This is a genomic window from Desulfoluna sp. HI9BLuna, from assembly GCF_056829775.1.
The window spans coordinates 6,085,897-6,112,117 of the sequence record NZ_CP186555.1; the positions used below are offsets into that span (position 1 = coordinate 6,085,897).

24 protein-coding genes and 6 tRNA genes are annotated in these 26,221 nt (G+C 58.9%); 13 read left to right on the forward strand and 17 right to left on the reverse strand.

Translation table 11 applies throughout. From position 1 onward, the window contains the following. Positions 1-7 precede the first annotated feature (7 nt). On the reverse strand, positions 8-655 hold the full coding sequence (locus tag ACOYW0_RS24715; RefSeq protein ID WP_482416376.1) for a PAS domain-containing protein: 648 nt from the start codon (positions 653-655) through the stop codon (positions 8-10). A 314-nt stretch (positions 656-969) separates the two neighbouring features. Here ACOYW0_RS24715 and ACOYW0_RS24720 point away from each other — a divergent pair, with 314 nt between their 5' ends. Next, complete coding sequence (locus ACOYW0_RS24720) at positions 970-1,566, forward strand: hypothetical protein (protein WP_482416377.1); 597 nt, start codon at positions 970-972, stop codon at positions 1,564-1,566. Positions 1,567-1,701: 135 nt separating this feature from the next. Here ACOYW0_RS24720 and ACOYW0_RS24725 read toward each other — a convergent pair whose 3' ends face one another. Then, positions 1,702-3,426, reverse strand: coding sequence for a methyl-accepting chemotaxis protein (locus tag ACOYW0_RS24725; protein WP_482416378.1), 1,725 nt, complete (start codon positions 3,424-3,426; stop codon positions 1,702-1,704). A 1,203-nt stretch (positions 3,427-4,629) separates the two neighbouring features. On the opposite strand from ACOYW0_RS24725, the gene ACOYW0_RS24730 reads away from it, so the two are divergent. The 9 genes from ACOYW0_RS24730 to rarD all read left to right on the forward strand — a co-directional run bounded on the left by ACOYW0_RS24730 (position 4,630) and on the right by rarD (position 14,837). Further along, positions 4,630-5,910 (forward strand): (Fe-S)-binding protein, encoded by a 1,281-nt coding sequence (locus ACOYW0_RS24730; RefSeq protein WP_482416379.1) that lies wholly within the window; start codon positions 4,630-4,632, stop codon positions 5,908-5,910. 11 nt (positions 5,911-5,921) lie between these two features. Beyond that, positions 5,922-8,957: an FAD-dependent oxidoreductase gene (locus ACOYW0_RS24735; protein ID WP_482416380.1), complete on the forward strand. Its 3,036-nt coding sequence runs from the start codon at positions 5,922-5,924 to the stop codon at positions 8,955-8,957. Positions 8,958-9,166: 209 nt separating this feature from the next. Next, entirely contained in the window at positions 9,167-9,604 is a 438-nt protein-coding gene (locus ACOYW0_RS24740; RefSeq protein ID WP_482416381.1) for a hydrogenase iron-sulfur subunit, read from the forward strand. Further along, positions 9,601-10,548: a 4Fe-4S ferredoxin gene (locus ACOYW0_RS24745; RefSeq protein WP_482416382.1), complete on the forward strand. Its 948-nt coding sequence runs from the start codon at positions 9,601-9,603 to the stop codon at positions 10,546-10,548. Before ACOYW0_RS24740 ends, ACOYW0_RS24745 begins: the two co-directional genes overlap by 4 nt. Positions 10,549-10,699: 151 nt before the next feature. After that, positions 10,700-11,740: a 4Fe-4S dicluster domain-containing protein gene (locus ACOYW0_RS24750; protein WP_482416383.1), complete on the forward strand. Its 1,041-nt coding sequence runs from the start codon at positions 10,700-10,702 to the stop codon at positions 11,738-11,740. Between the two features lie 12 nt (positions 11,741-11,752). Further along, positions 11,753-12,598, forward strand: coding sequence for an FAD/NAD(P)-binding protein (locus ACOYW0_RS24755; protein ID WP_482416384.1), 846 nt, complete (start codon positions 11,753-11,755; stop codon positions 12,596-12,598). 93 nt (positions 12,599-12,691) lie between these two features. After that, complete coding sequence (locus tag ACOYW0_RS24760; RefSeq protein WP_482416385.1) at positions 12,692-13,003, forward strand: IscA/HesB family protein; 312 nt, start codon at positions 12,692-12,694, stop codon at positions 13,001-13,003. A 141-nt stretch (positions 13,004-13,144) separates the two neighbouring features. Beyond that, positions 13,145-13,636, forward strand: a complete 492-nt coding sequence (locus ACOYW0_RS24765; RefSeq protein WP_482416386.1) for a hypothetical protein — start codon at positions 13,145-13,147, stop codon at positions 13,634-13,636. Positions 13,637-13,928: 292 nt separating this feature from the next. Then, positions 13,929-14,837 carry an EamA family transporter RarD gene (rarD, locus tag ACOYW0_RS24770; protein WP_482416387.1) on the forward strand — a complete coding sequence of 303 codons (909 nt, stop codon included), beginning with the start codon at positions 13,929-13,931 and terminating at the stop codon, positions 14,835-14,837. Positions 14,838-14,958: 121 nt separating this feature from the next. On the opposite strand, the gene ACOYW0_RS24775 is transcribed toward rarD, so the two are convergent. From ACOYW0_RS24775 to ACOYW0_RS24820, 10 genes are all read right to left on the reverse strand, one after another. Beyond that, complete coding sequence (locus tag ACOYW0_RS24775; RefSeq protein ID WP_482416388.1) at positions 14,959-15,399, reverse strand: hypothetical protein; 441 nt, start codon at positions 15,397-15,399, stop codon at positions 14,959-14,961. Positions 15,400-15,676: 277 nt separating this feature from the next. Continuing rightward, positions 15,677-15,752, reverse strand: a tRNA-Lys gene (locus ACOYW0_RS24780). A gap of 5 nt (positions 15,753-15,757) precedes the next feature. Next, a tRNA-Val gene (locus ACOYW0_RS24785) sits at positions 15,758-15,833 on the reverse strand. A gap of 36 nt (positions 15,834-15,869) precedes the next feature. After that, positions 15,870-15,945 (reverse strand) — tRNA-Lys (locus ACOYW0_RS24790). A 6-nt stretch (positions 15,946-15,951) separates the two neighbouring features. Continuing rightward, positions 15,952-16,027, reverse strand: a tRNA-Val gene (locus tag ACOYW0_RS24795). Between the two features lie 61 nt (positions 16,028-16,088). Next, positions 16,089-16,164: transfer RNA gene (locus ACOYW0_RS24800), tRNA-Lys, on the reverse strand. 6 nt (positions 16,165-16,170) lie between these two features. After that, positions 16,171-16,246, reverse strand: a tRNA-Val gene (locus ACOYW0_RS24805). A gap of 241 nt (positions 16,247-16,487) precedes the next feature. Continuing rightward, positions 16,488-17,303: an SDR family NAD(P)-dependent oxidoreductase gene (locus ACOYW0_RS24810; protein ID WP_482416389.1), complete on the reverse strand. Its 816-nt coding sequence runs from the start codon at positions 17,301-17,303 to the stop codon at positions 16,488-16,490. Between the two features lie 36 nt (positions 17,304-17,339). Then, positions 17,340-18,266: a glycyl-radical enzyme activating protein gene (locus ACOYW0_RS24815; protein WP_482416390.1), complete on the reverse strand. Its 927-nt coding sequence runs from the start codon at positions 18,264-18,266 to the stop codon at positions 17,340-17,342. A gap of 103 nt (positions 18,267-18,369) precedes the next feature. Next, entirely contained in the window at positions 18,370-19,269 is a 900-nt protein-coding gene (locus tag ACOYW0_RS24820) for a sulfite exporter TauE/SafE family protein (RefSeq protein WP_482416391.1), read from the reverse strand. Between the two features lie 155 nt (positions 19,270-19,424). On the opposite strand from ACOYW0_RS24820, the gene ACOYW0_RS24825 reads away from it, so the two are divergent. The 3 genes from ACOYW0_RS24825 to ACOYW0_RS24835 all read left to right on the forward strand — a co-directional run bounded on the left by ACOYW0_RS24825 (position 19,425) and on the right by ACOYW0_RS24835 (position 22,012). Continuing rightward, positions 19,425-20,474: a TOBE domain-containing protein gene (locus ACOYW0_RS24825; protein WP_482416392.1), complete on the forward strand. Its 1,050-nt coding sequence runs from the start codon at positions 19,425-19,427 to the stop codon at positions 20,472-20,474. Positions 20,475-20,561: 87 nt separating this feature from the next. After that, complete coding sequence (locus tag ACOYW0_RS24830; protein WP_482416393.1) at positions 20,562-21,251, forward strand: DsbA family protein; 690 nt, start codon at positions 20,562-20,564, stop codon at positions 21,249-21,251. A gap of 413 nt (positions 21,252-21,664) precedes the next feature. Beyond that, positions 21,665-22,012, forward strand: coding sequence for a hypothetical protein (locus ACOYW0_RS24835; protein ID WP_180145134.1), 348 nt, complete (start codon positions 21,665-21,667; stop codon positions 22,010-22,012). A 65-nt stretch (positions 22,013-22,077) separates the two neighbouring features. Here the strand turns inward: ACOYW0_RS24835 and ACOYW0_RS24840 are convergent, their stop codons facing one another. The 5 genes from ACOYW0_RS24840 to ACOYW0_RS24860 form a co-directional block, all read right to left on the reverse strand. After that, a complete protein-coding gene (locus ACOYW0_RS24840) occupies positions 22,078-23,211 on the reverse strand; it encodes an amidohydrolase (RefSeq protein WP_482416394.1) in 1,134 nt (377 codons plus the stop codon). 207 nt (positions 23,212-23,418) lie between these two features. Then, positions 23,419-23,913, reverse strand: coding sequence for an Lcl C-terminal domain-containing protein (locus tag ACOYW0_RS24845; protein WP_180145128.1), 495 nt, complete (start codon positions 23,911-23,913; stop codon positions 23,419-23,421). Between the two features lie 122 nt (positions 23,914-24,035). Then, positions 24,036-24,827: a DUF3786 domain-containing protein gene (locus tag ACOYW0_RS24850; RefSeq protein ID WP_482416395.1), complete on the reverse strand. Its 792-nt coding sequence runs from the start codon at positions 24,825-24,827 to the stop codon at positions 24,036-24,038. 129 nt (positions 24,828-24,956) lie between these two features. Further along, complete coding sequence (locus ACOYW0_RS24855; protein ID WP_482416396.1) at positions 24,957-25,859, reverse strand: universal stress protein; 903 nt, start codon at positions 25,857-25,859, stop codon at positions 24,957-24,959. A 61-nt stretch (positions 25,860-25,920) separates the two neighbouring features. After that, complete coding sequence (locus ACOYW0_RS24860; RefSeq protein WP_482416397.1) at positions 25,921-26,091, reverse strand: hypothetical protein; 171 nt, start codon at positions 26,089-26,091, stop codon at positions 25,921-25,923. Between the last annotated feature and the right edge of the window lie 130 nt (positions 26,092-26,221).

Consider the following 26,221-nt stretch of genomic DNA (forward strand, 5'->3'; position numbering starts at 1 on the left):
GGGGGGCTCACCCCTTGCCGGACAATTCTCCACCAAACTCCGGGTAAAGAAGGTTTCTGCACTCCGGGCAGATCCCATGGGAGAAATCCGCCTCGGAATGATGGGAGATGTAGGCCTCCAAAGGATGCCAGACGCCCTGTTTGTCGCGGATTTTTTTGCAGGAGCTGCAAATGGGAAGGATCCCCTTGAGGGTCCGGATTTCAGCCAGGGCTTTTTCAAGATCTTCCATGGCCCTGTCCCGCTCAAGCTCGGCCTTCTTTTTTTCCGTGATGTTAATGACGGTCCAGAGGATAAAAGCTGGCGGCCCTTCGTCGTTTAACAGTGGGGAAATGCGCCCCTGGAACCACTGAAGGTCCGATGGCCCGCCCCCGGGGTTGTCTTTCAACGTGTCAGGCACGAGGCTGTACTCCACCACCTGGATGGTTTCCGTATCAAGGGTGAGATGAATCATGGAAAGGTAGTGTTCGGCCAGTTCCACGGGAAGCACCTCGTGAAGCGTTTTGCCTTTGAGATACGCAGGGTCATCGTAAAGGCTCCGCTCGATGCCCCCGAACACCTCCAGATAACGCCCTTTCCGATCCATGATAAAAACCGGATCCGGAAAATGTGCCACAATGGAAACAAGGTCCTGTTTCCCCCACGTTAAATCCTGCATCCCTCGTAACCTCCCCCCAGTCAGCCGAGACAGCGCGTTAACCCATCGTTCCCATGGTGTGTTCCCCCTATGTCGAGCCTGCCTGAACAACACAAAGAGGTCAACATGAAACATCTGGCAAGGCGCTCCGGACTTGCCTAAGGAACCATATTGTTATTGCCATTCATGACGAGTTTGTTTAATGTTTGCCCGAACGCGTGCCGTCATATAATCAATGCCGCACGTCTTCAGGGTATCCTCCCTGAGGGATTGTTTTTGCCAGAGCCTTGGATGCCAAGTCATGTATGTAAACCCAGCCATCTCCGGAGGGATGCATGGAGATAGAACAGAAACGCTACCTGAACAGGACGCGCTTCACCTTTGAAAAGGAACGCCTGACCTACGCCATGGGTCAGGAATCAGGATCTCGGTCTTTCGGGGTGTATTACGCCGACATCCCCATGGAGACAACCATGGTGGAAGCACGAAATCCCTGGTTTCGAAACACAGCGGCCGTGCTCATGATCGTCTGGCTGTGCAGCCTCCTCACATGGTTTGCCGTGCCGTCTCAACAGGCGGGCCCAGCCCTCTACCTTCCCCTTGCAGCATCCATCTGCCTGCTTATCTACCGGTTTGCCTTCACCCGGTATACGGTGCTGAAAACCGAATCCGGGGAGATTTACCTGATCAACGACAATCGCTATGACGAAATCTTTGACGAGCTCATGAAGCGACGCAAAAGCCAGCTTCTCTCCTGGTACGGAGAGATCGATTACGCCAACGACCCCGGCGAAGAGATCCGCAAATTCCACTGGCTCAAAGTTCAGGGCGTCATCGGCGATGAAGAGTTCGAATCCATCCGCACCCGCATCGAGGTGTTCCACGGTCCCATGCAGGAGACTGATTTTATGGAGGGGCCGAGTATAAATTAGGAACAACAGGAAAAAAAGGTTATAGAAAAACAAAGCGCCTCCACAGCACATGTGGAGGCGCTTTTTGTTTTCGGCAAATGCATACTTTTTATTTGCCTATGACCTATTAACCTATTACCTGTATTTCCCGTTTTGTCATACCTTAAACCTCGACACCATGGACGTCAAAGACTCCGAAAGCCGGGAGAGCTCTTCGGCGCTGGTGCTCACCATGGTGCTGCTGGATGCGATCTCGGCGCTTCCGGCGTTTACGGCGCTGATCTCCCGGGCGATGTTCTCCGAGACCATGGAGGTCTCGGCCACATTGCCGTTGACCTCTTCGATGCCCTGGGCGGCCTGGGCCACGTTGCCGGAGATCTCCCGGGTGGTAACGGCCTGCTCTTCCACTGACGCGGCGATGGTGGAGACGATGTCGTTAACCTCGACGATGACGTCGGAGATGGAGCGGATCTCCGTTACGGTCTCCCGGGTGGATCCCTGGATGCCCTCCACCTGACGCTTGATCTCCTGGGTGGCCTCGGAGGTCTGGGCGGCAAGGGCCTTGATTTCGTTAGCCACAACAGCAAACCCTTTGCCCGCTTCACCGGCCCGGGCCGCCTCGATGGTGGCGTTCAGGGCCAGGAGGTTGGTCTGCTCCGAGATGTCGGTGATGGCCTCGGTGACCTTGCTGATCTCATCAGCCGACACGCCCAGGAGATCCACTTTTTCCGTGGCTGTCTTTGCCTTTGACACGGCGCCCTGGGTAATCCCGCTTGCCTTTTCGGAATTTGAGGCGATCTCCTGGACCGTGACGCTCATCTCCTCGGAGGCGGCGGCCACCATGCCCACGTTGGTGGAGGCCTGCTCGCTGGCTGCGGCCACAGAGGTCATGGTGACGTTCATCTCTTCGGCGGCGGCCGCCACGCTGTCTGAACGGGAGGAGGCTTCGTCGGCACCCTGGGAGAGCTGGGTGGCCACGGCAGAGAGTTCCGTGGAGGCGCTGTTAAGGCCCATGGCATTTTCCGCCACGTCCCGGACAATGGTCTGCAGATTTTCGATAAACACGTTGATCCAGCGGGCGAGTTCCCCGGTTTCATCTTCATTGGTGATGGCAAGCCGCGTGGTCAGGTCCCCTTCCCCTTCGGCGATGTCCTTGAGGCCGTTGATGGCCTGCCGCAGGGAACGGGTAATGGCAACGGCCATCATCAGGGTCACGGGCAGGATAATAAGAAGAAAGAACCCGCCTGCGATCCCCGCCACCAGGGTCACGCCCCGGGAGACGTCTCCCGCAATCACTTTCTGGATAGCAGCCTTTTCTTCTTCGATGTTGTCGATGTAGACGCCGGACCCGACCCAGTAGGATGTTCCGGGAATCTTCTCGGCGTAGCCGATCTTGGGCTGCACCCCTTTTCCGGGTTTCTGAAAGCTGTAGGAGACGAACCCGCCCCCGGCGCTGGCGGCTTTTTCAAGCTCAATGAGGTAGTAGACGCCGTTGGCGTCCTTGGAATTTTTTCTGTTTTCTCCGGTCAGGGACAGGTTGGCTGCATTGCACACCACTTTAAACCCGTCATAGACAAAAAAATAGCCGGACCGGTCTTCTTCAAACCGAATGGGAACGATGATCTCTCGAACAACGTCCTCCACCGACTCGGATTCCGGCGCTTTTTGAAGGGCATTTCCCAGAGCCAGGGCCATGGCGTGGGTGGCCACCTTGAGCTTTTCCTTCTGCCCCTTCAGCATCACCTCCCCGGCTTCATGGATCCCGGCGTCCCTTGCCATGGAACCGATCTTGAATGATCCGACCAGCATGCCGCTGAAGAGAAGAAAGACCATACCGATGATGATATAGATCCTTGCCTTGATTGAGACCTTCTTGAACATTACAACTCCTTATCATCTTTGATGTGACATCCGTGTCACGGCAGCATGGGATGCTGCCGACCAAATCTGAGGGATCCCCTCAACGGATCCGAGGCGAGACCGCAGTCACTCCCGCACGTGGTGAACATCTCGGTATATTTCTTTTGTATGTTCTTACTTTCCTAAAATTCTCCTCGCTATTTCCCCCCGTTTAGAAGAATCATTTCCCGGAATGGACACCAATACCGGCCCATGCCCAATGGTTTGTGAGACTGTTCTTCTTTCCATTTTGTAAATGATAGTGATTAAAATACGTATCGCCAAAAGGAACCCACAATTTAGTAAAATTTACCAAATTAATTTCCCTCGACACCTATCACGCCTTAAACACAGAACATACAGGCCATGGTTCAGCAATGCATGACAGGTTCCCTGAACAGCATCATCCGAACCGTGAGCACACCGTCAGTGGCGAGGCTTTGCCGCGCTGAGCCCAAGGTAAAAACAGGTCGACGCCCTTGGGGCATTTCTCTGGCAGTTGCCTCCCGAACCGCAGCTCCCTCAAGGACGATATGAATCCCGTTCAGTTTTTCCGGTGCAAATTTTCCTAAGGTACGTGTGCCCCTGTGCTTCCAAAGAAGACAGGTAAATTTCAGGCGTGAGTGCGCGTTTATTCCGCCACGTTCCGGAGATGAATAACAGGCGGACAGAGGCTCTCCCGCCCCATGACGTCACTGTTTTTGCCCGCAACGGAACAATTTATTTCCTCGATCTTTTCTGATAGCAATATTCAATATTCCTATTTGACATATTTAATACGTCTATATATCACTAAACCGAATCCCATGGACCGACCCGTTGCCCGTATACATAAGGGGCTCCAGGGACTTTCGTTCCCCCATACCTCACTGCACTGGAGACAAGATGCGATTTCCATCCGGGTACAACTGACAGAGCAACAAAATCCGCCCGTGCTCGGCGGATTTCCGTTGCCGGTAAGCACGCCCTTCGTGCGTGCGTCAGGTGATACCCGGAAATGTGCCCGCCTTTTTTTCCAGACGGCCCATTTCCTCTTCACCTCCCCTGCCTGGTCTTAACGGACCGGGCTCCTGACAATTGTGGACACCATTTCCGTCGACCACGGGAATCTTACATCCCGCCCACCCGAGGTGCATGCATCGGGCGGCGGAGCGAGACGTTGTTTGAAGAGGAGACGACCACACAATGATTGAACCACTGGAAGTAACCGGAACCCCATCGCGCATCCGAGACAAGGCCCTGGCCATGATCCCGGACGGGAACTTGAGCGCCTGCCTCACCTGCGGCACCTGCGCAAGCGGCTGCCCGGCAACAGGACAGATGGGCATGGACCCGCGCAGGTTTTTGCGCATGGCGGTCCTTGGCATGGATGAACAGCTGGATCGCCACCCCTGGGTATGGGTCTGCACCATGTGCAAACGGTGTTACGACGCCTGCCCCATGAGCATCAACATCCCCCAGCTCATCTACGACCTGCGGGCGGAGTGGCCACGGGAGGAACGACCCAAAGGGATCCTCGGCTCCTGCGACCACCACATCAACTCCGAGGGCGGCGCCATGGGCGTACCCCTGGAGGATTTCAAGTTCACCATCGAGGACCTGGCCGAGGAGTGCCGCGAGCAGCCCGGATTTGAAGAGCTCCGGGCCGACCTGGACCGTGAGGGCGCCTATTTTGCCCTCAACCAGAACTCCCGGGAGCCCGTCACCGAGCCCGATGAGCTCCTCCCCTTGTGGAAGATCCTCCACACCGTGGGGGCGGACTGGACCTACTACTCCAAAATGTGGGGCGGCGAGAACTACTGCATGTTCCTGGCCGATGACGAATCCTGGGAAAAAATCATCCGCGCACAGGTGGAGCACATCGAAAAGCTCGGCTGCAAGGTGTTCATCAACACCGAGTGCGGCCACTCCTTCTATGCGGTCTGGCAGGGACTGCGGCGGTTCAACATTCCCCACAACTTTGAGTTCCGAAGCATCATCGAGTACTACGCCAAATGGATCCGCGAAGGAAAACTCCCCGTCAACTCCGACTGGAACACAGGCGGCATCAAATTCACCGTCCAGGACCCCTGCAACGTGGTCCGCAAATCCCTGGGGGACAAACTGGCCGACGACCTGCGTTTTGTGGTGAAAAAAGTGGTGGGCGAGGAGAACTTCATCGACATGGTGCCCAACCGCTCCATGAACTTTTGCTGCGGCGGCGGAGGGGGCTCCCTCCAGGCCGGCTTCACGGACGAGCGGCAGGCGTACGGCAAAGTGAAGTTCGATCAGATCCAGACCACCGGTGCCGACTACGTCATCACCCCCTGCCACAACTGCCACGCCCAGGTGGAGGACATCGGCCACCACTTTGAGGGAACGTACCACACCGTGCACCTCTGGACCCTCATCTGCCTCTCTCTGGGGATCCTGGGAGAAAACGAGCGCACCTATCTCGGGCCGGACCTGGCCGACTACGGGCTGTAAGGAGACTGGAAATGACTGCAAAACAAACCATCGGATCGGTACTCATTGCCGGGGGCGGCATCGGCGGCATCCAGGCCGCCCTGGACCTGGCCAACTCGGGGTACAAAGTCTACATGGTGGAAAAGGCACCTTCCATCGGCGGGGTCATGGCCCAGCTGGACAAAACCTTCCCCACCAACGACTGCTCCATGTGCATCATGTCCCCCAAACTCGTGGAGGTGGGGCGCCACATGAACATCGAGCTCCTCACCCTTGCCGAGATCAAAGGGGTCTCAGGGGAAAAGGGTGATTTTACGGTGGAGGTCTTCCAGAAGGCCCGCTACGTGGACATGGACAAATGCATCGCCTGCGGCGCCTGTACCGAGAAGTGCCCCAAAAAAGTGGAAGACGTCTACAACCAGGGCCTGGTGAAACGCAAAGCCATCTACGCCCTCTACCCCCAGGCCGTGCCCCTGAAGTACTGCATCGACGCCGACAACTGCATCAAGCTCACCAAGGGCAAGTGCGGCATCTGCGAAAAAACCTGCCCTGCCGGGGCCATCAACTATGAGGACACGGACAAGACCCTCTCCCTCAACGTGGGCTCCATCATCCTGGCACCCGGGTTCAAGGCCTACGACCCCAGCGGAAAAGCCATCTACAATTACGACAAGAGCCCGGATGTGGTCACCTCCCTGGAATTCGAGCGCCTCCTCTCCGCCTCGGGACCCAACCAGGGCCACGTGGTGCGCATGAGCGACCACGCCGAACCCCGGAAGATCGCCTGGCTCCAGTGCATCGGCTCCCGGGACATCAACACCTGCGACAACGGCCACTGCTCCAGCGTCTGCTGCATGTACGCCATCAAGCAGGCCATCATCGCCAAGGAGCACGACCCGAGCCTGGACTGCACCATCTTCTACATGGACATGCGGACCCACGGCAAAGGCTTTGAGAGCTGCTATAACGAGGCAAAAGAGAAGCACGGGATCCGTTTTGTACGATGCCGCGTTCACTCGGTCTTCAGCCAGGTCGGAGACGAGGTGGGCCAGGTCATCGACTACGTGGATGAGGCCACGGGCAAGGTGACCCGGGAAATCTACGACCTGGTGGTCCTCTCCGTGGGGATGGAGATCTCAGACGAGGTGAAAGAGCTCGCCCACACCATGGGCGTGGAACTCACCCCCGGAGGCTTTTGCAAAACAGACTCCTTCAACCCCGTGGCCACCACCCGGGACGGGGTCTTTGTCTGCGGCGCTCTCCAGGGACCCAAGGACATTCCCCAGTCGGTCATCGAGGCGGGCTCTGCCGCCCTGTCCGCAGGGGCTGCCCTCACCTCGGCCCGGGGCACCCTCACCAAGGCCGTGGCAACTCCTGAAGAGACCGACATCTCGGGCGAGCGCCCGCGGGTGGGGGTCTTTGTCTGCCACTGCGGCATCAACATCGGCAGCGTTGTGGACGTGCCCGGCGTGCGGGATTTTGCCAGGGATCTCCCCTTTGTGGAGTATGTGGGGGACAACCTCTACTCCTGCTCCCAGGACACCCAGGACGCCATGACCAAGGTGATCAAGGAGCAGAAGCTCAACCGCATCGTGGTGGCGGCCTGCTCTCCCAGGACCCACGACCCTCTCTTTCAGGAGACCCTCATCAACGCAGGGCTCAACAAGTACCTATTTGAGATGGTCAACATCCGGAACCACAACTCCTGGGTCCACAAGGACCACCCGGCCGAAGCCACGGAAAAAGCCATGGAGATGGTGCGCATGGCCGTGGCCAAGGTGGCTCTTTTTACGCCTCTCACCGAAGCCGAACTCTCCATCGACCAGAACGCCCTGGTGGTGGGCGGCGGGCTCTCGGGTATGGCCGCAGCAAGGGCCCTCTCCGGCCAGGGGTACCACGTCTCCATCGTGGAAAAAGAAGAACGCCTGGGCGGCCAGGCCAACAGCCTGTTCACGACCTCCAAGGGCGAGTCCATTCAGCAGGGCCTGAAAGCCATGAGCGCCGAGGTGGAAGCCGACCCCAACATCGATCTGTTCCTGGGGGCCGAACTCTCCGAAGTGGAAGGCTTTGTGGGCAACTTCTCATCCACCATTTCCCAAAAGGACAAGAACACACAGGCCGAGCACGGGGTCACCGTCATTGCCACCGGCGCTGCCGAGCACACACCGGACGAGTACCTCTACGGCAAGGATCCGCGTGTCCTGACCGGCCTGGAGCTGGACGAAAAGTTCATCGCAAACGATCCCATGCTGGAGAAGACAAGCTGCGCCGTCTTCATCCAGTGCGTGGGTTCCCGGGAGCCGGGGCGTCCCTACTGCTCCCGCATCTGCTGCACCCACACCATGTCCTCGGCCCTGCACCTCAAAGAGAAGAACCCCGAGATGAAGGTGTTTGTGCTCTACCGGGACATCCGAACCTACGGCGAGCGCGAAGCCCTCTACAAAGAGGCCCGGGAAAAAGGCGTGATCTTTGTCCGCTACAACGTGGATGACAAACCCGTGGTGGATAACAGCGGGGACTGCCTGACGGTCACCGTCACCGACCACGTGCTCAATCGCCCCCTGGCCATCAAGGCAGACCTGCTCACCCTGGCTGCGGCCGTGGTTCCCCACCGGGACGAAAAGCTGGCCCAGTTCTTCAAGGTGCCCATCAACGACGAGGGCTTCTTTGCCGAGGCCCACGTGAAGCTGGCGCCCTCGGACTTTGCTGTGGACGGTGTCTTCCTCTGCGGCCTGGCCCATTATCCCAAGCCGGTGGACGAATCCATCGCCCAGGCCCAGGCCGCCGCCTCCAGCGCCACGCGCCTGCTCTCGGGCAAGACCATCAACACCAGCGGAAACGTGGCCGAGGTCAACCCCTCCCTTTGCAGTGGGTGCGGGGTCTGCGTGGCGGTCTGTCCCTACAACGCCCCGAGCCTCCAGGCATCGGGCCGGGACGAAGGCAAGGCCATCATCAACCCCGTGATCTGCAAAGGGTGCGGCGCCTGCGTCGCCTCCTGCCGCTCCGGCGCCCTGCAGCTCAAAGGGTTTGAAGAGGCCCAGCTCATGGCCATGATCGACAACATTTAGGTCCGTAACCATGTAACCACTCAGCTGGCCTCCGGCGGGTCGCTTTTTTGAAAAAAAGCTCCGCAAAAAACTTTCCATAATAGAAAAGTCGAAATTATTTCGGCGAAGCCTGGAAAGACTTGCTCAAGACCTGTTTGCCAGACTTTTCAAAAGTTTGGCCCCCGGCAGGGCCGCCGGAGGCAAGACGTTTAAGATACAGGAGAACACCAATGAGTTCGTTTGAACCGAAAATTGTCACGTTTCTCTGCAACTGGTGCAGTTACGGTGCCGCCGACCTGGCGGGTGTGAGCCGTTTTCAATATCCCCCCAACATGCGGGTGATCCGCGTGCCCTGCTCGGGCCGCATCTCGCCCAAAATGGTCCTGGCGGCCCTTCGCAAAGGGGCCGACGGGGTGTGGATCTCCGGGTGCCACCCCGGGGACTGCCACTACATCGAAGGAAACTATTATGCCCGGCGCAAGTTCACCCTCCTCAAGGAGATGCTGGAGTTCAACGGCATCGAACCGGGGCGTCTCCACTTCTCGTGGATCTCGTCCGCCGAAGGGGTGAAGTTTGCTGAGGTGGCCAACAAGGTCATTGACGAGGTGAAAGCCCTCGGGCCAGCCACCGTGTTGATCAAAGAAAGCCCCGAGGAGACTGCCGCATGAATGCCATCGTAGAAACAATCCGGACCACGGCAAAGGAGCTCCTCGCCAAAGGAGAGGTGGAAGCGGTCATCGGCTTTAAAAAAGGGAGCCTGCCCCTCTCCACCGAGCCCTTCATGGCCACGACCCCCGACGACGCAGAAAAGCTCACCTGGGACGCCAACTGCCGCCTCAACCTGGCCGCTTATCTCAACAAAGAGATGGGCAAGGTGGCGGTGGTTGCCAAGGGGTGCGATTCCCGGAACATCGTGGGGCACATCGTTGAAAACCGCGTGAAGCGTGAGAATGTGGTGGTCATCGGCGTCCCCTGCACCGGCATGATTGACCCCCTAAAGGCCATGGATGCCGCAGGGGGCGAGATTCTGGCCATGCAGGAAGACGGAGAGGTTCTGGTCCTCACGTCCGCCACAGATGAGAAGCGCATTCCCAAGGCAGAGCTGCTGCGCCAGAACTGCACCCTCTGCGCCCACCCCAACCCGGTGATCTCCGATACCATAGCAGGCGATGCAGTGCCCGAGCCCCAGGGCATCGACCGCTACGCCGATATCCGGGAGATCGAGGCCAAGCCCAGTGCGGAAAAATGGGCGTTTTTCGAAGAGGCCCTCTCCGCGTGCACCCGGTGTTACGCCTGCAAAAACGCGTGCCCCTTGTGTTACTGCCCCACCTGTTTCACAGAGGAATCCCGTCCCCAGTGGGTGGGCAAGGGCACCGATCCCGTGGACGTACGCACCTACCATATGCTCCGGGCCATCCACTGCGCCGGTCGCTGCACCGACTGCGGGGCCTGCGAATCGGCCTGCCCCATGGGCGTGCCCGTGCGGCTCCTGACGCGCAAGATGGAGAAGGCCGTGGAAGAGAACTGGGGATTTGAAGCGGGCCTTACCATTGAGACCCGCCCGGCACAGGACACCTTCCGCCTCGACGACCCGGAAGCGTTTATTCTGTAACCAGGGCATGCCCAGGTTGCAGCCTGCCTTTTCCCCTGGTTTCCCGGGCACAGGCAGGCTGCGATCGCCCAACCATGTGATGACGCCCCACGGTCGTTTACGGACGTATTCGCGACCCTGGGGTGCAGGGGCCATATAAAGGATCATACCGATGACCATATTACGTATCGATAAATCATGTTGGACCGAGGGGCTGGACCGTGCGCGGCAAGCCTACGCCCTTGTGGGACCCGCTCCGGATGGAGAGGTCCCGGGCTTTCGGGAGCTGAAAGAGAGCGAGTACCCCATCATGGACGGCAGTCAGACCCGTCTGTCTCCCAAAGGCGTCGTGTTTCCGCCGTCCCAGGTGATGATGACCTGCTCCTTCAAGGAAGGGGACCCGAAAAAAGATATCTACGAGGCCGTAAAGATTGACACCCGCCCCCGTGCGGTGGTGGGAATCCGCCCCAACGACGCCAAAGCGCTTCAACTTGTCCGCCTTAACTTTGACACCGAGCAGTACAAGGATCCCTATGTGGTGGAAGCCTTTGAGGCCTGTACCTGGATCGGCCTGGCCGTTCAGGCGCCGTCTGCCACAGATTTTTCCACAAGCTGCGGCACCGGGCCCTTTGACGAGTCCTGCCTGGACGTGATGCTGGTGGACAATGGTGAGCACTACCTTGCCAGGGTACTCACGGACAAGGGCGCGGCCTGGGCCGAGGCCGCAGGGTTTGAGACCCCGGCCGAAGAAGGCGCCGATGCCCGCATTGCCGACCTGAAAGCATCGGCGGAGAAAGCCATCTCCTCTTCCATGGCCTGGAACCGCATTCAGGAAGGCACCGTTCTGGAGCTCTACGAGGCCGATCACTGGAACAAGACCACCTTTGCCTGCCTCAACTGCGGCACCTGCACCTATGCCTGCCCCACCTGCTGGTGTTTCGACATCCAGGACGAGGTCCACGGGGAGACGGGCTACCGCATCCGAAACTGGGACTCCTGCATGACCTCTCTGTTCACCCGGCACGGCTCCGGCCACAACCCCCGGGAGACCCCCATGCAGCGGACCCGGCAGCGGTTCATGCACAAACTGAAGTATTTTCCGGACAAATACGGTCAGGGCATCATGTGCGTGGGATGCGGACGGTGCATCGAGCAGTGCCCCGCCGGCATCGACATCCGAGACGTGTGCAACACCATGAACAGCCAGGCATAGGGGGAGCCCATCATGCAGAATCCGTACGTACCCTACCCGGTCCGCATCGACGCCGTCGATACGGCCACCGAAGACAATAGCTTAAAGACCTTTACCTTCAGCTTCCTGAACCCCGGCGATGAGGAAAAATTCGCCTACCAGGCCGGGCAGTTTGCCGAGCTTTCCATCCCCGGCCAGGGGGAGATCCCCATCGGCATTGCCTCTTCCCCTACGGAAAAAGGCTTCGTCATGTTCACCGTGTTCAAGACAGGCAAGGTGACCGCCTGCCTCCACGACATGAAGGAGGGGGACATCATGGGCATCCGAGGGCCCCTGGGCAACTGGTACCCCTGGGAGACCCTCACCGGTAAGAACATTCTCATCGTGGGCGGTGGGTTTGCCTTCACCACTCTGCGTTCTTCCATCAAGATGATGCTGGAACCGGAAAACAGGTCCAAATTCGGAACCATCGACGTGGTCTACGGCGCCCGGACCCCGGGGATGCTTCTCTACAAAGAGGAGCTCATGGCCTGGGAAAAACGGGACGACATCAACATGCACATCACCGTGGACGCCACCGACGACCCGGACTGGGGCTACCACACGGGCTTTGTGCCGGCCCTCACCGAAAAAGTGGCTCCGGCCGCCTCCGAGGACACCTACGCCATCGTCTGCGGGCCGCCTGTGATGATCAAGTTCACCCTGCCGGTCCTTGAAAAACTCGGCTACAGCCACGACCGCATCATCATGAGCCTTGAAAACCGCATGAAATGCGGCATCGGCATGTGCGGTCGCTGCAACATCGGCAAGGAGCTGGTCTGCAAGGACGGTCCGGTCTTCAGCCTTGCAGAGATCAACATGACGCCCGGCGAATTTTAGCCTCATACAATCAAGATGTTATGCGCATCTATTGATGCGCTTGTTTAACCAATGGGGCATCCCCCCCATGGACACAAAGGAGTACACAAACACATGTTTACCGTCACCGAAGCGGCTCAAAACGAGATCGCCCGTTACTTTGAAAACCGAACCCCTGCCCCCATCCGCGTCTTCCTCAACTCCGGCTGCGGCGGTGCCCAACTGGCCATGGCCGTTGATATGCAGAAAGACGGGGACACCCTTTATACCATCGGGGGCATGGAGTATGTCATCGAAACCGATCTCCTCAACCAGGCCCAGCCCCTGGTGGTGGATTTCAAGGATGTCGGCTTCAAGCTCAGCTCGAGCCTGAAACTCTCAAGCGGCTGCTCATCCTGCGGTAGCCACGGTTCCTGCTGTTCCTGATCCACACTGATAACGTGCCGGATGTATTCGCCCAGCGGATGACCGGCACCTGAAAGATTTGTCCTGTCCGACCCGGCGGGCGCATGGCTGAGGGCTTACAGCCTTGCGCCTGCCGGGGACGACATTTTTTCCGGAGGCACCATGATTCGCTGCATCCATCTCACCCATCGCTTTGAAAAACAGCTCAGCGCCATGCGGCGTTCCTCAAAGATGGCGGTTGCCGCAGGTCGCAAGGCAGACACCATCATCCACCGCCTTACCGCCAACGGCCAGGGCCCCCTGCACGAAGCCGGTAAGCTCAGCAACCACGGTGAACGCCGGATCCGCCATGCCGTCAAGTTCGATATCGGCAAGGGCTACCGCATGCTGGGGGTCAAAAAAGACGACGAGCTGTTCCTGCTCTTCATCGGGCCCCACGACAGCTGCGCGGCCTGGATCGAAAACAACAGGGGTGTGGAAAACCCCGGGGACCTGGCGCGCATCAGGACCCTTGCAGTGGACCAGCCCGTCCCCGAACCGGCAGCAGCCTTCGATGGCTCCCGCGAACCCGATTACGACGACCTCCTCCTTGCCCGGGTCACCGAGCAGGACCTCTGTGTTATTTTCAAGGGGTTGAGGGGGCAGAACGGTTGAATGGCGTGAGTAGTGAGTAGTGAGTAGTGAGTAGTGAGTAGTGAGTAGGTTAACGGCGAAAGGGGTGGTGTCAATCGCAAAGGCACGTCGAAACCTCCTGACCCTTGCACCGGTGCGATGGTGCGACGGATGCCGTAATTTTATGTGTGTAGCACTCCGTAAAAAACCCCGCAGCTTTTCCTGAAAAACGTCCTCCCTTTTCCTCGACAGCCCCGACGGCCCATGTTATCACACTATCTTTAACGCCTTGCCCCTTGACGTCAAGGCAACCCATGACTTACAGGAATGTCCCATGCCGTCTCGTTCAGAATCCGCCGTCGGCCTGCTTGTTGCCATGCAGGCTTTTCTTATTTGGGGGCTCTCTCCCCTTTACTGGAACCACCTCTCCCATGTCCCCGCCTTTGAAACCCTGATGCACCGCGTGGTGTGGTCCCTGGCTTTTCTGGTTCCCATCCTTGTCTTCCAGAAGAAAATGGGGCCGTTTTTAAAGGCCCTGACCAGCCTTCGCACCCTGGCCGTCCTCACCGTCACCACCTGCCTGGTGGGGGGGAACTGGTTTCTCTTCATCTGGTCCATCAACCATGGCCACGTGATGCAGACCAGCCTGGGGTACTATATCAACCCCCTGGTCACTGTCTTTTTAGGGATGATTTTTCTAAAGGAACGGCTCACGACCAGGCAGAAAATCGCCGTGGTCCTCGCAGGGGTCGGCGTGGCCTGGCTCACCATCGATTACGGCACCCTGCCCTGGATCTCCCTGGCCCTGCCCTTCAGCTTTGCCTTTTACGGCCTTATCCGCAAAGTAGTGGACGTAGGGCCTCTGGTGGGCCTCACCGTGGAGACCCTGCTCATGGCTGTTCCGGCCTCGCTCTACCTGGGGAACCTGGCCGCAAGCGGAGAAGGCGTCTTTCTCCACACAGGGGCCACCACGGACCTTCTCCTCGTGGGCACGTCCCTGATGACGGCCCTGCCCCTGCTTCTTTTCAACCTGGGCGCCAAGGCCCTGACCCTGTCTACCATCGGGTTTATCCAGTACCTGGCCCCCACCTGCACCTTTCTGCTGGCGGTGTTCTATTTCAAAGAACCCCTGGACCCGTCCCTGGTGCGCACCTTTCTCCTGATCTGGAGCGCCCTGGCCCTGGTGACCTGGGACTCCATTGCGGCCTACCGGCGTCAGGAAAAACCCGCGGAGGCGGCCTGACCCGTCACAGGCGGTTCTTTTGCCGGAAGAGACACAACCAAAAAAGCGGAGACCGGTTGACCGGTGCTCCGCTTTGTTTATGATCCGTGGAAACGCCCCGCCTGCCGGGGCGTTTTTTTTATTAGAACTGGGGCTCCATCACGTCTCCGCTGTAGGCACCGATAAGGATGGTCAGGTCCCCTGAGGTGAAGTGATAATACGGCTCCTTGACGTCCGGGTGCAGGGCCCAGTACAGGTCGCAGGAGGCCCCCTGGAGGTCAAAGCCCGGCGGCAGCTTTTTGGCGGCATCAATGGCGCTGATCATGCGGCTCACATCAATGGGCCGCATGCCGATGGGCAACGGAATCTTGTCATGCTGAAGCACCCCGCCGTATCGCCAGGTCTCGGCCCAGGGTTCGGGATCGGGAACCACGGGGATGACTTTCATCATCACCTGGACCCAGTCGTAAGGGGGTTGGGAGACATGGCTGTCCTTGGCTGACAAGAGTTGAACGCTTACGCCCGTCTCTCCGAACTGCTCGAAGGTTTTCTTGATATCCTCGTCAAATCGTTTGGCATCCATACACGGCACTCCTTGCTTGTTTTGGATGGAATGTAGGGAGGGCCTTACCGGGTGGCAGATGGGATCGATGGGGACGTCACGGACGGTGGGATCCGGTTTGTGAAAACGGATGAGAGACGCGTGGTGTCTGTCAGGGGCCCTTTTCGGGTGATCTGTGGCAGATCATTTTTTTCCTTAGTGAAGTTTACCATACAGCCCCTGTGTCCACAAGGGATGTCGATACCGGAAAAAGGCCCAACGAAAAAAGCCGAAGCAAATGCTTCGGCTTTTTTCATAGTGGTGGGTCGTACTGGGCTCGAACCAGTGACTCTCTGCTTAAAAGGCAGATACTCTACCGACTGAGTTAACGACCCGCGGATGGTGGGCGAAACAGGGCTCGAACCTGTGACTTCAACCTTGTAAGGGTTGCACTCTTCCAACTGAGTTATTCGCCCGGTCAACCGGGGCGACACCGAAAGGTGCCTTATGTATGGTGGGTCGTACTGGGCTCGAACCAGTGACTCTCTGCTTAAAAGGCAGATACTCTACCAACTGAGTTAACGACCCGGAAGATGGTGGGCGAAACAGGGCTCGAACCTGTGACTTCAACCTTGTAAGGGTTGCACTCTTCCAACTGAGTTATTCGCCCGGACATCCGGAGCGACGCCAAAAGGCGCCATATGTGTTGCCAGCCATGCCGGCTTGTCTTCTGGTGGGTCGTACTGGGCTCGAACCAGTGACTCTCTGCTTAAAAGGCAGATACTCTACCGACTGAGTTAACGACCCATTGGGTGGTGGGCGAAACAGGGCTCGAACCTGTGACTTCAACCTTGTAAGGGTTGCACTCTTCCAACTGAGTTATTCGCCCGAAGAACGAGGAAACTTTTACAGGACCCTCCCATGCATGTCAACACCTGAAAGCCACATTTTTCGATGCTTTCAGCCTCTGGGAACTATGGGACCGGAATATCAATCGATATTGTACCATTATTTTAAAACGGTTGATAATCGAAAATGGGCAATCCCCCTTCCCACCCCGTTTGGGGCCGGTTTCAGCCCCCACGGGACCGGTCTGAAGGCACCCGCAGCGTTCCCGGATACGCCTCATATCAATTTGCCCGTGCGGCCCCCAGCATGGCCGTGAAGTCCGCCCCGAACCGATAGATGGGCCCCGGGGTGAGACGACGCACCCAGTACAACAGCTTGGTGCGCACACCGGGTACAATAAGGAACCGGCCCTGCTCAATGCCCCGGATCAGCTTGGCCGCGGCCACGTCCACGGGAAGGACACCGGCAAAATCCTTGAGGGCGCGGGTCTCTTTGGGGATGGTGGGCTTTTCCCGCTCCAGCATGGGGGTGTCCACCTCGGAGGGGCAGAACAGGCTGACCTGCACCTCAAAACGCGCCAGTTCGCAGCGCAGCACCTCGGCAAAACCCATGACGGCAAACTTGGAGGTGCTGTACGCCGAATACCCGAACACAGGGATAAAGCCGGCAGAGGACGCAATCAGGACAAGGGCGCCCTTGTTCTTCTTGAGCCAGGGCAGAGTGGCCGCGGCCATGTTGCGACTCCCCGAGACGTTGATGGCCAGCACCTTGTCAAAGGCCTCGGCATCGATGTTTTCGAAATGGTCGGCAATCCCCACCCCCGCGCAATTGATCACCACATCCGGTGCCCCGAAGTCGGCGACGGCCTGAGCGATTTTGCCGTTCACATCCTCCCAGTCGGACACATCCATGGGCAGGGAGAACACCTCTGGCTCATCCGATCTCGCCCTGAAGGCACCGGCCACGGCGGTCAGCGCCTTCTCCCCCCGGGCAAAAAGCGCCACACGGGCCCCGTTGTCAAAAAGCTGCCTTGCTGTCTCCAGCCCAATACCGCTTGAACCGCCCGTCACATAGACGGTGATACCCTTCCAGTCCATGGTCGCCTCCTTTCGTAGTAAGAATGTTGCCGGTGGTTACAAGGTCTCGATCCCTCGCTTTTCAAAACAGGTTTCCCATTGTGCCACCTCCTCCGGTGCCATGAACCCACCCGGGACACCGTCCACGCGGCCTCCGATGTTAACGGTTTTCCCGTGCCAGAGCGGGTTGTAAGGCAGGAGCTGCACCTTCCGGGCCCCCAGGGCGCTGAGGTGGTCGGCCACGGCCGTGATGTTTGCAAGGGTTGCCGTGATGCCGGGGACCAGGGGAATCCTGGGGAGAAGCTCCAGGCCCCCTGCCCGGTGAAAGGCCAGGAGATGTTCAAGGTTTTCGAGGATGCGTGCGTTGCCCACACCGCAATACTGTTTGTGGGCTTCAGGGGAGATGAGCTTGATATCAACGTATACCGTGTCGGTGTGGGGGCGGATGTGGGCGTCAAAGGCCGACCGGGAGAAGTGGCCGCTGGTCTCAAGGAGGGTGTGAATGCCCCGTGCCTTGAACCGCTGCATGACCTCGCCGCAGTATCGGGGAAACAGGGTCGGCTCGCCCCCGGACAGGGTCACCCCTCCCCCTGAGGCATCGAAAAAGGGCATGTCTTTTGACACCGCCGACACCACCTCATCCGGTTCCATGGTACGACCCACAGGCTCCAGGGCCTTTGACGGACACACCTCGGTGCATGCCATGCAGAGGGTACATCGGGAACGGTCCGGCCCCCTCCCGGGGTCGAGGGCCCCTTCGCGGCACACTGACAGGCACTCTCGGCAACCGATGCATTTTTCCGCATCGAAGGAGAGTTCCGGCCCGGCCTTCTTGCTTTCGGGGTTATGGCACCAGGCACAGTCAAGGGGGCACCCCTTGAGAAAAACCACCGTCCTGATACCGGGGCCGTCATCCAGAGACGCGCCCTTGATCTCCAGGACCAGGGGCGCATCACGTTTATCCGCCGTTGCTAAGGAGTTCATGCGCACTTTCATGTATGGGGTAAATCCATCTGTTTTTACATCGGATCAGTCCCTATGGGCATGAAATACCGTAACCATGTTTACAAAAGCGGTCAATCCTTATCTACGGTCGGACATACAGGATAAATTCAACGATATACTTTCCGGCGGTTCCCGCCAGGACAAGGCAGAGGAGCCACTTGAGCCCACGCTCCGGCATGTATTTCTGGCATCGGGCGCCCATGTAGATGCCTGCGATGCCGCCCAGGCCGAAGAGAAGCCCCAGGCCCCAGTCCGGGGCAATGTGCATGGCGGAAAAAAAAGGGGCCATGCCCTGATAAAAAAGCACCCCGGTAACGGAGGTCACAAAGGTGCCCATGAGGGTCGCTCCGGCGATGGTGTGGACCGGAAGCCTGTAAAACGAAACAAAGAACGGCGCGATGATGGCCCCGCCGCCAATGCCGTAGATGCCTCCGATGATGCCCACCACAAAACTCATGAAGGAGATGCCGGGCACCGAGAAGCGATGGGTGCGCCCGCGGAAGGTATAGGCCATCTCCCGAAGGTTCCAGAAAAGGACCGTGGTCTTAAAATCACTCCCCTCTTCCGCTTTCGGCTCTTTTCCCCTGGTATCGAGGAGCTGCCTGACCATGCGAAATCCGATGTACAGAAGGACCATGCCCACAAACATCTTGAAATGAAGCGGGTCCGGCAGGTAGAGCACCCGGATCACCGCACCCAGGATCACCCCGGGCATGGTGCCCACCACCACCACCAGGGTCAGGGGCCAGACCATGCGCCCCTCCTTGATGAACCGCCACACCCCCGAGGGGATGGCAACAATATTGAAGAGCTGGTTGGTGGCGCTCACCGAGGGATGCACGTACCCAAGGACGGACATCTGAAAGGGAAGGAGCAGAAAGGCGCCGGAGAGTCCGGCCATGGAGGTAATGAAGGAGACGCCGAAGGCCACGACGGGGGGGATCCAGGGGGCCACGTGAACGCCTGCGGTTTCGAAAAGCATGGTCACCTCCTTTGAACAGGGGGTTGTCATGAAGTGCGCCTGTTGGTCAATTGGCACGGTTTTTATAATTTACATGTCACTTGTACCACCCGATTTCCAACCATGTCAACCCGATTTCCTTGGAAATAAACGGATCTGTCGCTATAATGCCCTCCATGAAAACACCGCCGCATGCATCCGCCAACCCATCGACCATCCTCACGCCTTCCGAGGAGGAGCGCACCCTCGACCCTGTTCAGCTGGCCGCCCTGGAAACAGCCTTTCGGGACTGGGTCTCGGCTGCACGGCGCTCCGACGTGCGAAGGTCCCGGCAGAGAATTTTCTGCATCTTCCTGCTCATTCGCTACACCGGTGCCCGTTTAGGGGAAATCCTGGGCATCGCCTCCACCGATCAGATCGACTTTACGGGCCACACCGTGCATATCGGAAGCCGGTCCGCCGGGTACCGGGATGTCCAGATCCCTCCCCACGTGGCCGAGGGAATCCTCGAGGTCCTGCCGCCATCCACCGAAGCTCCTTTTTCCGTGGATCCGGGGCATGTGCGGAGAAAGTTCTATGAACAGGCAGAGTCCTGCGGGCTGGCCAAGGCCATGGGAAGCCCCAACGTCATCCGCCGATCCCGTGCCCTGGAGCTCTTGCGCAGCAACCTGCCCCTTCCCGTGGTTCAGAAGATGCTCGGCCACAGCACGGCAGGTCTGACCGCCTCCTGGCTCGATTTTTCCGAACGGGACATGCAGCGGGTGGTGGCCCATGTCACCCGACGCGAGAGCAGGATCAAAACAAGCGCAAGGAACAGCTTTGCCGGAAAGGTGGCCAGCATGGCTTCCGGAGAGATCCAGACGGTGGTCACCCTGGACACCCTGGGGGGCTACCCCATCACCGCCATCATTACCAATGAAAGCGCCGACCGCCTGGCCCTGAAGCCGGGAACCCTTCTCACCGCCGAGGTAAAGGCCCCCTGGGTCCTGGTGGCCGCAGGGCCCCACCCGCCCCTGACCAGCTGCGCCAACACCCTTGAAGGAAAGGTGCGCCGTATTATTAAAGGTGGAAACACAACAGAGGTGATCCTCGGTCTCAAGGACGGCACCGAGGTCTGCGCCCTCATGACCCGCTCCGGGGACGATGACCTGGGGCTGCGGCAGGACGATACGGCCTGGGCCCTCATCGATGCGTTTTCCGTGATTCTCCGTATGGGGGACCTGTAGCGCCAAAAAGGCGCCTTGAGCTGGGGGCAAGGTATGGTATAAGTGGGATCTTGTGATGATCAAACGGGGAACCGGAGGACGAAAGACGTGAGCCAGACAACGGACAAAGAGATTATTTATGTGGGCGACCCCATGTGCGCCTGGTGCTTCGGATTTGAGCCGGTCCTTGATGCCCTCATGGAGCGCCTCGGGTCTTCGGTTCCCTTCCGGTTTATCATGGGGGGACTGCGGGTGGAGGACCCCATTGCCATCACCGACGCCATCAAGCCGAAGCTCCTTGAAAACTGGCACGGGGTGACCCGGGCCACGGGCCAGCCCATCAACGGCCACCTGCTGGCAGATGCCCCAGATTTTCTCTACGACTCGGCACCGGCCAGTCGGGCCTTTGTTGCCGTCAGGCGCCTGGACCCTGCCCTGGCCCTGCCTTACTACCGGGCCCTTCATCACGCGTTTTACCTGGAAATGAAAGACATCACGCAGCCGGAGATCCTCTGCGACCTCGCCAAAGGGATCGGCGTGTCCCCGGAGCAGTTTCTGCACCTTGCACAAAGCGACTCCGTCCGCTCAGAAACCTTCGACGATTTTGCCCTGGCCCGGGACTACAACGCCCTGGCCTTTCCCGCTCTGGTTCTCAGGGAAGGCGAGGCGGCATCGGTGCTCAACCAGGGCTACAAACCGCTTTCCGCCCTCACCGGCATCCTCGATGACTGGGTGGCGGGCACCCTGCCCACCTCCGAGATCACCCCAGCCCTTCTCATCTTCGGCCGCGCATCCTGATGCGTGAGCGCGCCGGGTTTCTTTCAGGGCAATACGTATCGCAACATCTCAATATTTATATCAATGTTTAGAAAAATAACACTTCATATTCATTCCGTGCCGTGACATAATTCAATCATCCGTAAACGGTCGGACACCCCCACGTCTCCACATCCCCACTGCGTTTTTCAACCAAAACCCACCTCACCATCAGGCTCCCAGACCGAAGGCGCCGGGCCAGGCCCGGGCACCAGCCATCATGAAGCAGCCAAACCATTGGGCCATCCCGCAAGGCTGACACGCCTTTCGGGTCGATCCGGCCTGCCGCGGAACGGATAAAGCGCCTGCTTTCCCCATGGGACAGACGGGGTTGCAGGGATGTGTGACGGGTTGTAAGTCGCTGTTTTTCATTCTTTAAGAATCAGGAGAATTCCATGCTCAAGCCATTTTCAACCAACCACGATATCAAGGGTAAAGCAACGGGTTTTTCCATAACAAACAGCGAAGGCAAGGAACGCAAGTTTGCCCTGACGGACAACACGTTGCCCGAGTCCCGCACAGACAGGCCCCAATCCTGTTTTGTCCGCGCCCCCTTCTCCCTTTTGTTCAAGGGCGCTGAGTGCACCTGCTCTTCCAGGGGAAGGGTGACCATCCGCCCCCCGGCCAAGGAAGACGCCTCCGGATTTGAGACGACCGAGCCCCGGGACGAAAACGGCAATGAGGCCCCGCGCCTTCGCTTCCAGGCGGTGTTCAATTCCAACTCCGGGTTGTGGAGCACCTGATCCGCCCTGGCCCGGATATTTCATGAGAAAACATCCTGATTTTCTCACCCTTCGGGCGAGCCGGGTCAGGGGGTCATGCTGCGCTGACATGTCCGGATGATGGCGGAAAACAGGGCAATGCCCGGCCCGAGAAGGGCGTCCGGAAAGTTGTAATCTGCGTTGTGAAGCTGCGGCCCCTCGCCGCAGCCCAGCCCCACCATCACCCCGGGGTAGCGGTGGGTGAACCACCCGAAGTCCTCACTCCACCTCATGGGCTCGGAGAGTGTGGTGACGTCCAGGCCCGCATCGGTGGCGGCCTCCATCACCATTTCAGCCATCTCCCGGTCCACGGGTGTTCCCGGAAACTCATTGGTCACCATCACCTCGCACCCCAGGCCTGAAAGCCCGCTTTTCTCCTCCAACGCCTCCTTGATACGGGACATGCGGTAATGCAGGTATGCGTCCGCCTCCCCCCGCAGGGTGAGCTGCACCCGCGCTTCGCCGGGGCTCACCCCGAACCCGGGCCCTCCCACCTGAAGATGGGTCACCGTGCTCATGAAAAACGGTCCGCCCTGTTCCCGTGCCAGCAGGCCCTCATCGGCCAGGAGCGATTGCACAATGGGCATGGGGGAGTTTCCGTGCTCGGGCCAGGCAGCATGGCTCGGCGTGCCGGAAAGATGGATATCCATGCCCAGGGAGGCGCAGGCAAAAAGCCTGTCCGGCACGCACACCTGCCCCAGGGGTCTGCCGGGCAGGTTGTGGAGGGCAAAGACCCGGTCCGGGATGATGCCCTGAAACCGAGGATCCTTGATCACGGCATCGGCCCCGGCCCCGGTCTCTTCGGCCGGTTGAAAGAGAAGCACCACCCGCCCCCGCTTAGGGGGCGCCTTTGAGAGTTCACGGGCCAGGCCGCAGAGGATGGCCGTGTGCCCGTCGTGGCCGCAGGCATGGGACAACTCCTTGTGGACCGATGCATAGGGAAGGCCCGTCATCTCGGTTACGGGCACCCCGTCTAGGTCGGCCCGGAAAAGAAGGGTCTCTCCGGTGGACGTCCCGTCAAAAAAAACCGCCACCCCGTGGCCGCCCAAATCCCTCACCATGCCGTGGTGGTCACAGCCAGTGAGCCAGTCGGCAACCATCCCTGCTGTTTTTTCCTCCTGCCCGGAGGCTTCGGGTATGCGATGCAGCGCCTGCCGCAGTGTCACCAAATCTTCATCCATAATCATCCTGTCTCATATCTGACGGGCACCAGCACGGTGCCCTTGTTGACCTTTGCCCAAAAGGGAACGCATCCGTATCACAGGCACAAGGGTACCCTCGGCAAAAGAGGCGTCTCCTTTGCCCTTTCAGCGTACGCTACCACCATCATGCCCGCAGGAAGCAGAAAAAAACGTCACCGCCCCGTACGGCCTGTGGGCAGAGGCGCTTTACGGAAGGGACCTCACGGCCCGAACATAATAGTGATTCGCTTTGTTGCTGATGTTGACGTACCCGATATAGTAGAAATCGATGCGCCAGGCATAGCCGGAATTGGCTTCGTAGGTTGTGGAGGACCAGTACCCCGAGGACGCCGTGTCCGGAAAAACTCGGGGGTCCACCGCAGGGTCGTAGCTCAGGTAGTTAATGATACTCTGGAGTTCATCGGAGCTGGGCAGGCGCCAGTCGTCGTACCCGGCCAGGTCGAGTTTTTTGCAGTAGGCCACCGCTTGGGCCCAGGTCAGGGCCTCATTGTCATTGCCTGTCTGGCGTTGCCACATGAGCCCTGTGGCGGTGTCGACAACCACCCCTTTTTTTTCATCCACCTTGAACTCGGCCAAGGCGGGCCCTGTGAGCATCACCACCAGAAGCAGCATGCCTCCCAGGGTCATTCCAAGGGTTCTCAGGTTTTTCCTCTCATCTTTTTTTTCTCCTTTTCCTGTCATGGCTCACCTCCATGCAGCTCTCGTTCCGAAAGGGGCTCCTCCCCTGCGACCACCGGAAGAAGAGGGCCTCTCCCAACCTTATATTGGTTCAGGTCCCGAGGCACGTCGGCGCATGTCCATTGTTACCCGTGCCGAAGGGCCAGGCGCTCCAGCATATACGTGAATCCCACGCCGAGGTAAAACAGGGATTCAGCGTCCACGTTTTCGATGGCGGTGCTGTCGTAATAAACATTCACGGCTGAACCCAGGCCGTCCTGATCGTTGCAGTAGCAGATCATAAAGGGAACCGTGGGGAAAAAATGAAGGACCACCGAGATGTCCGACTGGAACTGGGGCGGCACCTCTTTTGCGTCGAAGAGATGCACCAGGTCGTCAAACAGGCCGGTGTGTCCGTCCGCCAGGCGCAGAAGGTTCTCCTCGCAGCGCCGGTGAAACAGGTTGTACTGCTCGCGCCCTCCCGGAATATCCCGATAAGAGACCCACTGCCCTTTGGCCGGAACGCCCTTGCCGTCCAGGACATGGTTGAGAAAGGGAACCCCAAGGTAAGGGTTTACGTGCAGGTCGGTGTGAAACCGGCCCTGGTGATCCACCCCCACATCCTTGCCCAGCACTTTGAGGGTCAGCACCTCGCCGGACAGCGTTGCCCCGATGCGCCGGGATGCCTCGTCAAAATCGCAGGTCCCCATTTTTTTCTGGAGGGCGGCAAGATAGATATCGCCGTTGTCTCCGGTCTCCCCTGCCCCGCCCCTGAACAGGGCCCGTGTGGCCTCGTCTGCCCTGGGGCAGGCGTCTATGGACTTGGCGCCGGTAAACACCGCTCCGGCAAAGGCCAGGCAGCTCTTTTCGCCGCACTCCCGGCAATTGGATTTCTCCAGGTGCTTGAATATCTCCATGGCGTTTTTGGGTCGGGACACAGGTATACCTCCGTATTGTTGGGTCTCAGGATGAGGACGGTCGCAAAGGGAACCTACCTTCATTCATAGCCCAAAGAGAGCCGGGAACAAACCAAAATATGAACGCAGGCGGCGATTCCTTACGGGTGATTATCCCTTTTCGCCGTGGTTGACGCTCACCACCGGACAGGAGGCCCGTATGACAACCTGCTCCAGGGTTCCGCCCATGGCCGGGCTCTCCTCCGGTCCTTTGCCATGGTGCGCCATGACAACAAGGTCTCCGTGGCACCTGCGGGTCAGCTTCAGGATCTCAACGTACGGGGTCCCTTCGCACACCTCCACCTCCATGTTGGTGAAATCCCCGGTGCGGCTTAGAAAACGGGCTTCCACGGCTGCCCGCGCGTGGGCCAGGCGCCTGTCCATGGCAACGGGATCTTCGGGGATCCCGGAGATTTCCAGGGTATGGAGCAGGTGAAGGGTTGCCCCGGATTTCCGGGCGATCTTCACGGCAAAGGCAAAGGCGGCATCCGATGCCTGCGAAAGGTCGGTGGCAAAGACAATGTGCTTGAAATTCCAGTGCGGAAGGGGACAGAAACGGTTGATGATAAGGACCGGTGCCCTGGCGCTTTTTGCCACCTTCTGCATGGTGTTGCCCACGGTGTTGCGAAACGCAAGGGACGCCCCGGTGCAATCCAGCCGGGTGTGGGTCCCCATGACGATGAGGTCGCTCTCCCAGGCCCTGGCCCGGCGCAGGATTTCCGTTGCGGGGATCCCGGGTTTTACCACCACCTCGCAATCCATGGATTTGTCCGCAAGGTGTTCGTGGGAAGCCCGGATTTCACGGGTCAGGAGCGTTTCGTAATCCGCGTCCGGCACGTCCTCGCTTTCGGGGGAGTACGCCTGGACCTGGGCTGTAAAGCCGTGGGAGGGCAACCCGTAGACGTGAAGGACTTTTAAACCGGAGTGAAATTTTTCGGCCAGGTTGTAGGCAAACCGGGCGGCTTCGTCGCAGATGGGCGACGCGGTGGTGGTGAACAGAATGTTTTTGAACATAAGGAACCTGCCTGTCTGAAGTGTCAGCATCAAACTCGATCGAATGGTTCGACGAAAGAGGTCAGGGGAAACGGGAAGAGAGGGGCAAAGGGAGGTTGGTGCAGGGAGACCGGGTGACACGGGCAAGGAAAACCGAAGGGGCCGGGCTTTGGGGCGGACACGGCGTCGGGGTGCGGAAGGGGTCTCCCCCGCAGACCGGCACGTCCCATGCTGTCGCCGTCATACGCTTCATGTCCCTGGCTCCTGGTTTCCGGTGCCATGCCATGGCCTCCCCCGGGTGCCGAGTTGCAGCCGGGGGAGGCGGGTCATAACTAACTACTAACTAAAGCAGTTATTTTTTCAAAGTTCAATCAATTACCGTC